Source organism: Marivita sp. (genome assembly GCF_048006345.1).
GTDB lineage: Bacteria > Pseudomonadota > Alphaproteobacteria > Rhodobacterales > Rhodobacteraceae > Marivita.
Genome location: NZ_CP180351.1, coordinates 1,949,248 through 1,962,087 on the forward strand (window position 1 = coordinate 1,949,248; position 12,840 = coordinate 1,962,087).

Sequence of the window (12,840 nt, forward strand, 5' to 3'; positions counted from 1 at the left end):
GGGTTACTCCGGGAAGTGGCTGACGATGATGAACATCACCGTGCCGATAAGGGTGATCAGGAAAGACCAGCTGTAGAGCGTGATCGCAAAGGGCTGCATTAGCATGACAACCCCGAGCGCAATCAGAATCGACGCCAGCATTTCCCACGGGCCACGGCGGAACCGCAGCAGTCCTGAGATGAAGTTGCTCATTTTCGCACCGCTCCGAAGGTGATCCCGCGCAGCAGGTGCTTGCGCAGCAGGATGGTGAAGACCATGACCGGCACGAGGAAGATCGTGGCACCGGCGGCGACGGCGGGCCAGTCCTTGCCCGAAGTGCCGATGATCGTTGGGATGAACGGCGGCGCGGTCTGTGCGGTGCCGGAGGTCAGCAGCACGGCAAAGGCATATTCGTTCCACGCGAAGATCAGGCAGAAGATCGCGGTGGACGCGATGCCCGTGGCCGCTTGCGGCAGCACCACCTTGTAGAAAGCCTGAAAGCGTGTGTAGCCGTCGATAAGCGCCGCTTCTTCGTATTCCACGGGAATTTCGTCGATGAATCCCTTGAGCAGCCAGACCGACAGCGACAGGTTCACCGCCGTGTAGAGCAGGATCATCCCAAGGTGCGTATCGCTCAGGCCCAGTTGTCGGAACATCAGAAAGATCGGGATCGCAACCGCGATTGGTGGCATCATCCGCGTCGACAGGATGAAGAACAGCAGATCGTCCTTAAGCGGCACGCGGAACCGGCTGAACGCATAGGCCGCAGCAGTGCCCAAAAGCATGCACAGCGCAGTTGAACCGAACCCAATGATGACCGAGTTCATGAACCGTTCGCCATAGCGCGACGGGCCGGTGATGACGGTGCCTTGATCGCGGGCGATCTGGTCGTACCATGTCTGCGGCTCGCCCGCTGCGTCGAGCATGTCCTGTGTGGCGCGGGTGCGGTCGGTGAAGAGGTTGACGTAGCCTTCAAGCGTCGGCTCGAATACCACTTTCGGCGGATAGGCAATGGAATCCGGGCCGGATTTGAAGCCGGTGGCAATGATCCACAAAAGCGGTGCGATGGTGATCAGCGCGTAGCCGATGACGAGGATGCCAGCGAACCACTTGGTCCCGTTGCTGGGTTCTGTGACGGAAAAGCTCATCTTTCTTTCACCTTGTTCAGCGCTTTGACGTAGATCGAGGCGAGGCCAAAGACGGTGACAAACAGGATTACCGCGTAGGCCGAGGAATAGCCCGTGCGCCATTTCTCAAACGCTTCCCGCTTGAGGTCGATCGAGGTCAGGGTCGTGGTGTTGCCTGGACCTCCACCTGTGAGCTGCACGACAAGGTCAAACATCTTGAAATTCTCGATCCCCCGGAAAAGAACGGCGAGCATCAGGAAGGGCAGTACCATCGGAACGGTGATGGTCCAGAATTGGCGCCATTTGCTGGCGCGGTCACATTCCGCTGCTTCGTAGATGCTGTCCGGGATCGACCTGAGGCCGGCAAGACAGATCAGCATCACAAATGGCGTCCACATCCACGTGTCGGCGATGATAATCGCCCACGGTGCAAGATGTACGTCGCCAATCATCGAAAAGCTTGCAGGATCGGCACCAGTGACAAAGGCAACGACGTAGTTGAACAATCCGATCTGCGGCTGGTAGAGAAACGTCCAGAAATTCCCCACCACGGCGGGCGAGAGCATCATCGGAAAGACGATGATCGTCGTCCAGAGGTCGTTGCCCCGAAACTTCTTGTTGATCAGGAAGGCCAGCGCGAACCCGATCAGCACCTGCAGGACAATCGTCCAGATCAGGAAATGCGCGGTGGCTTGCATCGTCGCCCAGATATCCGGGTCCGACAGGATGCGTTCGTAATTCTGCAGACCGACCCATTCCACCTCACGGTTCGGACGGTTCACCCGGTAATCGGTAAAGCTCAGCCGGATCGTCCAGATCAGCGGAAAGATGTTGACCGCCAGCAACAGGAAGATCGTGGGTGCCACGAAGATCCAGGCGATTGTGCGATCCGACAGGCCACGGATGCGTCGCGCCATGGACTCGGGCGTTGCCTGTGCGACCTTATGGATGGGTGTGTCAGTCATTGTTCTGCCCCAACACGCGAAGTCGTGCACCCCGCGCCAAAGTTATGGTTAAACGGCCCTTGGCGACTGGAAAAGTCGCCAAGGGCGTTCGGGACGTCACGCGCCCCTGGAGGGAGAAGCGTCAGAGCTTGCCTTCGTCCTCGAAGACTTCGATCCAATCACGAACCAAGCCATCCAGAGCGTCCTGAGCGGTGCCCTCGCCTGCAATGACATAGTTGTGGATACGTTCCTGCATCGGCAGCAGAAGATCGGCATAGGCCGGTTCCGCCCAAAAGTCCTTCACGATGGCCATGCTGTCGAGGAAGGTCTGTGCGTAAGGCTGGCTGCTGGCAAAACCGGGGTCTTCGACCACAGCACGCAGGGCCGAATAGCCGCCCAGTTCCCACCAACGGGCCTGGATTTCCGGCTGCGCAAACCACTGGATATATTCCAGCGCCGCATCCTGCTTGTCGGAATAGGCAACGACCGAAATCCCCTGACCGCCAAGCTGAGCGAACTGGCCTGCGGGGCCTGCGGGGTTCGGGAAATACCCGGACTTGCCGCCACCGACGTTCGGGTCAGCCTCGACGCCCGGCCAGATAAACGCAAAGTTCATCTGCAACGCGACCTGGCCAGACCGATAGGCGTCGATATTTTCGCCCATGTACCAGTTGGACGATCCCGGAGGTGTCGCGGTGTCATAGAGTTCCTTGTAGAACTCGAGGCCTGCAACCGCGCCTGCCGAGTTTACGAAACCTTCCAGATCGTAAGGCTTTTCGGGGTTTTCATAAAGGAAACCATAGTTGTAGAGGGCGTTGGTCACGCCCATCGTGATCCCTTCGGACCCCCGCTCGGTGTAGATTGCGGCGCCATAAACGGTGGTGCCGTCGATGTCGCGGCCTTGGAAGAACTGGGCGATGTCCTTCAGTTCTTCCAGCGTGGTCGGAACGCCAAGGTCACGCCCGTACTTGTCTTTGAATTCCGCTGCGATTTCAGGACGTTCAAACCAATCCTTGCGGTAGGTCCAACCAACCACGTCGCCGAAGGCGGGCAGCGCCCAATAGTTCGGCGTGTTCTTGGGCCATTCGGAATACCCGGTGACGGTTGCGGGAATGAAATCGGCCATGTCGATGCCATTGGCGTCGAAGAAGTCATTCAGCTTCACGTAGTGACCGTTCTCAGCACCCGCCCCGATCCACTGGCTGTCACCGATCATCAGGTCGCAGAGCTTGCCGCCCGAGTTCAGTTCGTTCAGCATCCGGTCTGCGAAATTCGGCCATGGCACGAATTCAAAGCTCATATTGTGACCTGACTGCGCTTCGAAGTCTTTCGACAGCTCGACCAGTGCATTCGCCGGGTCCCACGCCGCCCAACACAGCGTCAGGTCTTCTGCCGCAGCCGAGGTTGCAGCCCCGCCCGCGATCAATGCCGAAACGGCAGCCGTCATCAAGTGTTTGGTATTCATTTAGATAGCCTCCCAGTTACGCTGCCGCAGCCCTCCTGCCGCGACTCGACTGATCACTAGGCTTAAATGAGGTACGCACCTCAAATCAATACGTTTCTGAGGTGCGCACCTCATTTAGGGCTTGTCCACACTCTGCAAGTCTGCAACAAACCTTAAGAAAACAACGGAAATATCGAGAAATCGGCCTCATGCGTCCGACCACAAAAGACCTTGCGAAAGCTGCTGGCGTGAGCCTGGCAACAGTCGATCGCGTGTTGAACGGCCGCTCTGGCGTCCGCAAGAAAACCATTGCCACCGTCAATGACGCGATCAAGAGAATCGGCTTTGAACGCAACCAGATCGCGGCCACTTTGGCGCGGCAGCGGGCCTATCGCTTTGCCTTTGCCGTGCCCCGGTCCGGCGGTGAATTTCTTGACGAAATCATCGAGCGCATCCGCGAGTTTGACCGGGTGGGCCGGGCCGAGATGATCGAGACCGAGGTGATCCGCATTGATGATCGCGATCCACACGAAGCCGCCCGCACCCTTGGTCGTCTGTCACCAGACAAAATCGACGGGATTGCGATCATGGCGCCCGAGACGCCTCAAATCCGTGACGCGCTTCACCGGATGCGCGAGCGCGGGATCGAGACGATTCCCTTCGTTGCCAACCAGCAGGAAGACGGCTTTGTCGGCATTGACAACCGCGCCGCCGGGGCGACGGCTGGCCGCCTGATGGGACGGTTCCTTGGACAAAGGCAGGGCACTATCATCGCCCTGACCGAGACCACCCAATCCCGCGACAGCCTTGAACGGCGGCTTGGCTTTGATGGAGTCATCAACAGCGATTATTCCAATCTGCGCGTCCTCCCTACCCTTGAAACGCACGGGGATCCGGGACGCACCCGACATGTATTGCGCAACGCTTTGGACGCACACGATGACGTCGTAGGGCTTTACATCATGGGGGCAGAGGCACGCACTCCGATCGAAGTCGGAGGCCAATTGAATGCAATCAATCGCCTTGTTGTTATCGCCCATGAGCGCACCCTCTCGACCGAAGCCGCGCTGCGGAGCGGTGAAATCGACGCCGTGATCCATCAGGACCCGGGTCACCTCGTTCGTAGTGCCGTCCGAATTCTGAGGGCGAAATGCGAGAACAGAAGCACCCTCGCCTCGCAGGAACGCATCAGAATAGAAATCCTGATCGCAGAAAATCTGTAACGCGGGTTAGCCGGGACAACACAGTCGTCTCTCGGCAGCAGAAGTGCGCGGTGGAACAGCGATCACAAGATCAAAAACCGGGGCTGTCCTCACTTCGGCGCGCGCGCAAACACGATCATCTCTACGCGCATTCCGGGACGCGCAAGAGCCACACCGCAGGTTGCCCGGGCCGGTGGGTTGGCGGGATCGACCCACGCGTCCCAAACCGCATTCATATCTTGAAAATCCGACATATCGCTGAGCCAGACTTGAACCGACGCGATGTCGGCCTTGCTGCCACCCAGTTCGGCCATCACCGCGTCGATATTGTCCAACACTTCCCGAGTCTGTTTCGCGATGTCGCCCGTCAGATCATCGGGGATCTGACCCGCAAGGAACACGATATCCCCGATGCGGACCGCTTCGCTCATGCGACTCCCCGGGTGCAACCTTTGAATCGTCATTCGCCTAATCTCCTGTTTCAGTCGTTGTCACCTATCGCGGCGCCAGCACCGGTGCGCGAGACTTCGGACGTCGGCACCGTGGTGCGCAAAGCGAATGAATTGAGTTCACCCAACGTTTCCGCCGACACCAAAAGTGGTTCCGATTGGGTCGAGGTGTCATCCCGAACGGGGCCTTCGACCTCGAGCGCGGCGTCCAGCCGGGTCTCTTGCGCAAGTGCAGCCGCATCACCGAACATCCCGCCTTCAGCGGTCAACAGAACCGCGCCGCGGGACCAGACCAGCCGCACGCCCTCGCGCCGGGTCCGAGCGAAGTCAGCCAAGAATGGCAACAGAAGGACCGGATGATCGACCGGGCCGACCCGAACGGCGGTTTCGACCAGCGACGTCTCCGGAAGCCTTGCATGATCGCACAACGCTGCCCCAAGCGCGATTGGGCATAGACACCCGCCGTCCGCTGCCCGAAATCGTCCAGGCGCAATCATCGGACATATCTCGCGCCAAGAACGGCCCTGCCCCACCCGAAGCTGGGCCAATAAGGCACTGGGTCCGTCCAGACCGCGCGTTGCAAGCCAGGCGGCAGCAAAGCCCGCCTCCTCGGCCAGTCCCCAACTCATCCCAGCGCCACGCGCTGCTTTAAGGCACAACTGCTCGATCTCGTTCTGCGAAAGCCGTGTACGGTTGGTGGTGGGCACGAGCGATCCAGAGCGGGTCGGATCGTTGGCTTCGATAGCCTCATGCTGTTCTGCGGTCATGGCCAGCCTTCCGGGGACATGTCCGAAGGATATGGCAGCCCCTGAAACAGGCTGATCCGCACCCATTTGTCGGAGCGTGGGTCGAAACGGCTGGCACCGAAGAAGGCCAGCTTGCAGCGCATCAGATCGATCGGCAGCATCTGTTCAGCGATCAGGTTGTCCTGCACCTCGGCATAGGGATGGCGGTGAAGGATTTGTACCCGCCTCGCCATGAACCGATGCTCGGGATGGGCCAGCAGGAATGCGGCCAATGCGGCATCTCCGGGCCAGGCTGCCAGTGCCGAATGAAGGTCTTGCGCCAGCCGAGCTATGCACAACGGTTGCTCGAGCGACGCGCCGTCCTCCTCGAACCGATTGCCCAGCCGTGGTTCCAGCTTTTCTTCGGAGACGTACCAGAACCGCGCGACGTTTTCTTGCTGGTCGAAATCAATGCCCAGCGCCCAGTCGTAGTGGTCTCTCAGGCTGGCAGACAGTGTCGCTACGGTCATGGCACCATCCAGCCGGAACGAAGCTCCTTCGTCCGCCGTCATGCAATCGGCAAGCCCGTCGACAAGATCACCATGTGGCTCAAGCATCAGCGCGATCAGCGCCTCCTGTCCTTCCAGCGACAAAGCGGTCTCGCCCCAGCGCCAGAGCGCGTCCCAGGGCTTTTGCGAATTCGGTTCAGGCCAGGTCGAGATCCAGTCGGCAAGGCTAGAAAGATCATCGCGTAAAGCGGTGAGTTTCTCGATCTGGATCGGATGGCTTGACTGCCACAGCTCGGCATTCTCTCTGGCTTCCGCAAGGGCCGTGCGGAAACCGGACACCGCCTCGGCACTCGCCGCATCTTGCGATCGGACGCGCGCAAGTGCCTCTTCGCGCGCCATCATCCAGTTGTTCAACAACACGGGGTGGCGCACCAGGAACGGGGCCATACCAAGCCCGGTGGAATTGCCAACACCCAGCCCTTTCTTGATGGCAGGATCCAGCCGCACGGCTTCCGCTCCGCCGCGAATGGCGGCCAAGTGTTCTGCGATGTCTACGGTGAATTGCCGTGTCAGCCAGACCGACAGCATCTCGGCCTGAAAGGGTGCGCTGAGTTCAGGTCTATCCGCAATGGCGCCGCGGTCGGCGGCACCGAACTTGCCAGAGCCGTAAACGGCGGTGGTCCGCATCAGGTATCCGACCGCCTCGACCTCGGCCATGTCGGGCTGCAACCCTTTGGCAAGCCGTTCGATGACATGGCCGAACAGCCGCACCGAGCGGTTTGCACGGCTCAGCGTCAGTTCCCGAGGGCTGACGCGACCGGCTTCCTGGAGTGGAACGTTGGCCTGCAAACGATCCAGATCAGCAGATGTGGGTTCCCCGTCGAAGAGCGTGAAGGTTGCATCCCAGGCTGTGGCGATCACACGGTCCGAGCGCATCTCGTCAGGCAGATCATGCGCGAATGCCACCAACGAGTATGTTCGATCCGGCCCAGTGGCGCGATAGACGGCGCGTCCGACGCCTGTTGCGTCGATCTCCCAGACCGGCCGGTCGAACGTCCACCCTTCCTCGATCACCCGACGCAGGAGGTTTCGAAGGAACGACAGGCGCGTCGGGTGTGCGCTGCCCATCCGTGCCAACCGCATCACTTCCGACGGCGGACGGCGGAACGCTGCGGCCTCGGGCATCGGGTTCAGGGAAGCGCAATCCATGGTGTCCTCGCGGGTCATCGGTCCATGGCGCGGCCGGTTTTGGTCCGCCCGCGCCTATTGAACTATGATCAGGCTTTCTTGCCCAGCATCAACGTGATGCGCAATGCATCCCAAAGCGACGGCAGCAGCACCAGCGACACGGGAACCGCCGTCACCACGATAAAGCTTTGCAACTTGCCGATGCCGCCCGACCCGGTCGAGATCAGGATCAGTGCCATCACCGCCATTGCAAGCCCCCAGAAGGCACGCAGCGCAGTCGAAGGATTGTCGTCAGACATGGACGTTGCGATCACGTAACTCATCGAGTCGCTTGTGGTGGCGACGAAGATCATCGTCAGCACAAGAAACAGCAGCGACAGCAAAAAGCCCAGCGGCATGGCCTGAGTGATGGCCAAAAGTCCAGCCGGCAGGTTGAAGCCTTCGAACGGTCCTGAAATGACGCCTGCGGTTGCCTGCTCGAGTCCAATTCCAGTACCACCAATGATGGTGAACCAGAAATTGGTGACGATAGGCGCAACGATGGACAGCATCAGGATGATGGACCGGATCGACCTGCCCCGGCTGACACGAGCGATGAAGATCGCCATCAGCGGACCGTAGCCCATGAACCAGCCCCAGAAAAACACTGTCCACCAGCCCAGCCAGCCCGGTTCGCCGAACAGGCCCGCTTCGCCGCGATACATCGCCATGTCAAAGAAGTTCGACAGGTAAACGCCCATGCCCCCGGCAAAGCCGTCAAAGATAAAGAAAGTCGGACCGGCGATAAGCATGAAAGCCAGCAGGACGAAAGCCAGGATCACATTGATCTTTGACAAAAGCTGGATGCCTTTCGACAGACCGGAAATCGCCGAAACTGTGTAAAGGCTGGCCAGCGCCAGGATCACGACAGTTTGGGTGGCGAAGGTGTCCGGTATGCCGAAGAGCGCGTTCAGTCCATAGGACATCTGCAATCCCAAAAAGCCGATCGGACCGACGGTGCCCGCGACCACAGCAATGATGCATGAGGCATCCGCGATCAGGCCAATCGGACCGTTGATCGCCTTGTCTCCGAACACCGGATAGAGAAGTGTGCGCGGCGCCAGGGGCAGACCCTTGTCGTAGTGGTAATGCATCAACATCACCGTGGTCAGCGAGCCGAGGATCGCCCAGGCCAGAAAGCCCCAATGCAAAAAGCTTTGCGCCAGCGCCGCGTATGTCTGCGCCTGAAGGTCACCGCTCAGATCACCAAAGAGCGGCGGGGTGGAAAGATAATGCGCAATTGGCTCGCCCGCAGCCCAGAAGACGCCGCCGCCTGCCAGAAGCGTGCACATGATCATGGAGCCCCATTGGAACACCGTGAATTCTGGTGTGGCCAGATTGCCCATGCGGGTCTTCGCACCGGGCAGAACGCATAGCACAAGCCCGATCAGGAACGTGGCCAGCAGCAGCACCTGCCAATAGAGGCCGAAATACTTGGCCGAGACGTTAAAGCCCCAATCAACCATGCGCGACAGCAGGTCGATATCGTAGAGAGCCAGCGCACAGAACAGCGCGATAAAGCCACCGGTTACCGCGAACAGGGGTTTATCCACCCGTCCAAAATCGGCTGTAGGCGCTCTGGTTTCAGTCGTTTCGGTCATTTTGGTCCTCCCCAAAAAAGATCTTCCCGCCTCCCGTGCGGGTGGTCATTCCGCGCCGCGCGCGGTCGCGTCGCCCGTTGCAGGGACGGCGCTGAAACTTGTCTCGAAGAAGCGCAGCCAGTTTTCGCCCATGACCGCGTCCACATCTGCATCGCTCATACCAACGGCACGCAAGCCGGCGCGGATGTTCCCGAAATCCCGGTTGTCGGCGAACCACTTGGGCATGTCAGGAAAACCCGGCGCCGCAGCGCTGCCCTCGCCATAGTCGATCCGCTTGGTCCAGCGACCGACGCGCATCCATTCGACAATGCTGTCAGGTTGATCCTGGCAAAGATCAGTGCCAATCCCGATCTGGTTGATGCCCATCAGGTCGGCAGTCCGCGCGATCATCTCGCAGAAGTCCTGCAGCGTGCAATCGCTGCCCCCCTTCAGGTGATGCGGATAGACCGAGAAACCCAGCATCCCGCCGGTTTCCCCCAAGGCCTTCAGCACGGTGTCGGACTTGTTGCGCAAGGCCGCGTGCCAGTTGGTGGGATTTGCATGGGTGATGGCGATCGGGCGGGTCGAGTGTTCGATCGCCTCCAGAGTCGAGCGTTCGCCGGAATGGCTCATGTCCACGACCATGCCGACCCGGTTCATTTCGGCCACGACCTCGCGGCCCATGCGCGTCAGCCCTGCGTCGTCATCCTCGTAGCAGCCCGTCGCCAGCAGCGACTGGTTGTTGTAGGTCAACTGCATGAAACGCAGACCCAGAGTGTGCAGGATCTCGACCAATCCGATATCGTCCTCGATACAGGACGGGTTCTGCGAGCCAAAGAAGATCGCCGTACGACCGGTTTCTTGCGCCAGTTTGACGTCCTCGGCTGTGCGGCCCTGAAAGATCAGGTCTGGGAACTGTTCAAACCAGCGGTTCCAGCGTTCGATCTGCAGCACCGTCTCGCGGAACGTTTCGTGGTAGGTGATGGTGACATGCACCGCGTCCACACCGCCCGCGCGCATCTGTCGGAAGATTTCTTCGGACCAGTTGGCGTATTGCAGGCCGTCGATCAGCACGCTCATGTCGGCTCGCCCGCCGCGACATAGGCGGTCTTCACGGATGTGTAGAACTCTGCGGCATAGGTGCCCTGCTCGCGCGGGCCGTAAGACGACGCACCGCGCCCTCCGAAGGGGACATGATAATCGGTACCCGCCGTCGGGAGGTTCACCATCACACAGCCGGCACGCATGTTGGCGCGGAAGTGGCTCGCACGCGCAAGACTGCGGGTCATGATCCCGGCAGTCAGGCCGAACGCGCTGTCGTTGGCAATGGCCAGCGCCTCGTCATAGCTATCGGCCTTCATCACACATGTGATCGGTGCAAACATTTCCTCGCGGTTGATCCGCATGTCGTTGGTTGTGCCCGCGAAAATGGCGGGGGCCATGTAGTAGCCCTCGGTCCCGCACTCCAGGCGCTCTCCGCCAGTCAGCAATTCCGCGCCTGCGCTCTTGCCGATATCGATATAGTCGAGGTTTTGCTTCAGTTGATCTTCACTGACCACGGGACCCAACTGTGTACCGTCTTCCAGAGCATGACCGACCTTCAGCGCCTCGGCCGCCGTCACCAGCTTTTCGACGAAGGCATCATGGATCGATGCATGGACGATCAGGCGCGAGGCGGCGGTGCACTTCTGGCCTGTCCCGCCGAAGGCCGCTCCGCAAGCATTTGCGACCGCGAGGTCAAGATCGGCGTCGTCCATGATGACCATGGGGTTTTTCGACCCCATCTCCATCTGCACCTTCGTCATGTTCTGGATGGCCGAAGCGGCGATACCGCGCCCAACGGGGACAGAACCGGTAAAGCTGATCGCCGCCACGTCGCGGCTCTCCACAAGTCGCTGGCCAACATCGCGGCCCGGACCCGCGACAAGATTGAAAAGCCCTGTCGGAATATCCTGCTTGGCAATGATCTCGGTCAGGGCCACCGCGCTGGCCGGGGTCAGGTTCGCGGGTTTCCAGACCACCGAATTGCCGAAGGCAAGTGCTGGGGCGATCTTCCAGGCAGGCGTAGCCACCGGGAAATTCCAGGGCGAGATGATCGCCACCACACCCACCGGCTCGCGGCGCACGTCGATCTCGACCCCGGGTCGGACACTTTCGGCCAGATCGCCTTGATTTCGCAGACACTCACCCGCGAAATAGGTAAAGAACTGCCCGGCGCGATAGACTTCGCCTTTGCCTTCGGCCAGCGGCTTGCCTTCCTCGCGGGCAATAATGCGGCCAATCTCCGCGGCGCGGGCCATCAACTCGGTCCCGATCGCCATCAGCACGTCATGGCGTTTCTGGATGCCCGCAGCCCACCAAGCCACCTGCGCACGTTTGGCAGCGTGCAACGCCTCATCCAGCTGATCAGCTCCGGCCTGAGCATAGAGCCCGATCAAATCCGACACATCCGACGGGTTTCGATTTTCAAGCTGGCTTACGCCGGAGACCCAGCGGCCATCAATATAGAGTCCGGTCTGCATCGCTCTTCCTCGTCCTGCTTGACATCAGTCCTAAACGAGGAGAGGTATTTCAGGCTATCTTGAAGATCTGAACACAACTTCAGGAAACCTGAAATGGCAATCAAGCTTGAAATGCTGCGCACTTTCCGGATCGTCGCCGAGCAGGGATCCCTGATCGCGGCCTCCTCGCTGCTCGCCCGAACGCCCTCAGCCGTGTCGATGACGCTCGCGCAATTGGAGGCCGACATAGGCGCGCCCCTCTTTGAGACCGACCGCAAGAACCGGCTGACGCCGCTCGGTCAGCTCGTATTGGAGGAAAGCAGCCGTGCCACGGATGCATTTTCTCGCAGCATCGAGGCCTAGGAAGACACGCAATCTCTACCGCGGGGACCGTCCGAATTGCAGCTGTGCCCTCGGCGACGATTGCCGTCTTGCCCGAGGTGATCGCCGCGTTCCGCCGCATCCGCCCGGACGTGAGGCTCGAAATCAGCGACCTGGACAGCGCGGCGGTGCGCCAACGGGTCAAACTCGACGCCGCCGATATCGGTATCCTGTCAGCGACACCGGACGATCCGGCAAACGGCAATCTGATCCTCGAAGACGACCTTGGTATTGTCTGTCGGAAGGATGGCCAGATCTCGCGGGCGATTGCGGACGGCTGCGCACTTTCCTGGGGCCTGCTCGAGCGGGAACCTCTCATCGCAAACCCGCTTTGCCACCTTGTCGACCATCCACGCGTGACAGAGCTATTGGAGGCCTGCAATCTGGTGGCCCGCAACACGACCGCTCTGCTCTCCTTTGTACGCGCGGGTCTCGGGGCCACGATCCTGCCGCGCGGTGCCTTGCAACATCAACCCGAAGAGCTGGCCTTTCTCATGCCGCGAGACCCAGAGACCCGTCGACAATTACGCAAAATTCGGTCCGATGACCGCCATTTGGGCCCCGCAGCCGAAGCATTCTGGAATGCGCTTTAGGGTTCCACGTCGCGACACAGGTCTTGCAAACGTGCTTGCAGTTGCCCGGTCTGATCAAAGTCGCCCGGCGAACGCCACTGTAAGGGCGCCGATTTGCGTGAAGGCCACGCTTTGCGAAGAATAGAAATACTAGCGATGTCTCGCTGCCACTTGTCGTAAACCATTGCATTTCGCCAAGT

General features: G+C 60.1%; 13 protein-coding genes. 3 read left to right on the plus strand and 10 right to left on the minus strand.

Features of this window, described 5'->3' with window-relative positions; translation table 11 throughout:
- Positions 1-3: 3 nt before the first annotated feature.
- The 4 genes from ACMVPR_RS09690 to ACMVPR_RS09705 all read right to left on the minus strand — a co-directional run bounded on the left by ACMVPR_RS09690 (position 4) and on the right by ACMVPR_RS09705 (position 3,515).
- A complete protein-coding gene (locus tag ACMVPR_RS09690) occupies positions 4-192 on the minus strand; it encodes a hypothetical protein (protein ID WP_300587658.1) in 189 nt (62 codons plus the stop codon).
- Positions 189-1,127: a carbohydrate ABC transporter permease gene (locus tag ACMVPR_RS09695; RefSeq protein WP_292265523.1), complete on the minus strand. Its 939-nt coding sequence runs from the start codon at positions 1,125-1,127 to the stop codon at positions 189-191. Before ACMVPR_RS09695 ends, ACMVPR_RS09690 begins: the two co-directional genes overlap by 4 nt.
- Positions 1,124-2,071, minus strand: a complete 948-nt coding sequence (locus ACMVPR_RS09700) for a carbohydrate ABC transporter permease (RefSeq protein WP_292265522.1) — start codon at positions 2,069-2,071, stop codon at positions 1,124-1,126. The genes ACMVPR_RS09695 and ACMVPR_RS09700 overlap by 4 nt, the downstream gene beginning before the upstream one ends.
- A 121-nt stretch (positions 2,072-2,192) precedes the next feature.
- Entirely contained in the window at positions 2,193-3,515 is a 1,323-nt protein-coding gene (locus ACMVPR_RS09705) for an ABC transporter substrate-binding protein (protein WP_416882693.1), read from the minus strand.
- A 188-nt stretch (positions 3,516-3,703) separates the two neighbouring features.
- On the opposite strand from ACMVPR_RS09705, the gene ACMVPR_RS09710 reads away from it, so the two are divergent.
- The gene (locus ACMVPR_RS09710) at positions 3,704-4,717 is read left to right on the plus strand and encodes a LacI family DNA-binding transcriptional regulator (RefSeq protein ID WP_416882694.1); all 1,014 of its coding nucleotides are present in this window, start codon (positions 3,704-3,706) and stop codon (positions 4,715-4,717) included.
- A gap of 89 nt (positions 4,718-4,806) precedes the next feature.
- Here ACMVPR_RS09710 and ACMVPR_RS09715 read toward each other — a convergent pair whose 3' ends face one another.
- From ACMVPR_RS09715 to ACMVPR_RS09740, 6 genes are all read right to left on the minus strand, one after another.
- Positions 4,807-5,160, minus strand: a complete 354-nt coding sequence (locus tag ACMVPR_RS09715) for a RidA family protein (RefSeq protein ID WP_416882695.1) — start codon at positions 5,158-5,160, stop codon at positions 4,807-4,809.
- Positions 5,161-5,177: 17 nt separating this feature from the next.
- Positions 5,178-5,912 carry a DUF3726 domain-containing protein gene (locus ACMVPR_RS09720; protein ID WP_416882696.1) on the minus strand — a complete coding sequence of 245 codons (735 nt, stop codon included), beginning with the start codon at positions 5,910-5,912 and terminating at the stop codon, positions 5,178-5,180.
- Positions 5,909-7,588 (minus strand): hypothetical protein, encoded by a 1,680-nt coding sequence (locus ACMVPR_RS09725; protein WP_416882697.1) that lies wholly within the window; start codon positions 7,586-7,588, stop codon positions 5,909-5,911. Before ACMVPR_RS09725 ends, ACMVPR_RS09720 begins: the two co-directional genes overlap by 4 nt.
- 68 nt (positions 7,589-7,656) lie before the next feature.
- Positions 7,657-9,207: a BCCT family transporter gene (locus ACMVPR_RS09730; protein WP_416882698.1), complete on the minus strand. Its 1,551-nt coding sequence runs from the start codon at positions 9,205-9,207 to the stop codon at positions 7,657-7,659.
- Between the two features lie 45 nt (positions 9,208-9,252).
- On the minus strand, positions 9,253-10,266 hold the full coding sequence (locus ACMVPR_RS09735; RefSeq protein WP_416882699.1) for a membrane dipeptidase: 1,014 nt from the start codon (positions 10,264-10,266) through the stop codon (positions 9,253-9,255).
- A complete protein-coding gene (locus ACMVPR_RS09740) occupies positions 10,263-11,708 on the minus strand; it encodes an aldehyde dehydrogenase family protein (protein ID WP_416882700.1) in 1,446 nt (481 codons plus the stop codon). Before ACMVPR_RS09740 ends, ACMVPR_RS09735 begins: the two co-directional genes overlap by 4 nt.
- A 93-nt stretch (positions 11,709-11,801) precedes the next feature.
- Between ACMVPR_RS09740 and ACMVPR_RS09745 the strand changes: the two genes are divergently transcribed.
- Together ACMVPR_RS09745 and ACMVPR_RS09750 are read left to right on the plus strand one after the other, a co-directional pair.
- On the plus strand, positions 11,802-12,050 hold the full coding sequence (locus ACMVPR_RS09745; RefSeq protein WP_416882701.1) for a helix-turn-helix domain-containing protein: 249 nt from the start codon (positions 11,802-11,804) through the stop codon (positions 12,048-12,050).
- Positions 12,051-12,061: 11 nt separating this feature from the next.
- Positions 12,062-12,661: a LysR substrate-binding domain-containing protein gene (locus ACMVPR_RS09750; protein ID WP_416884644.1), complete on the plus strand. Its 600-nt coding sequence runs from the start codon at positions 12,062-12,064 to the stop codon at positions 12,659-12,661.
- Positions 12,662-12,840 lie beyond the last annotated feature (179 nt).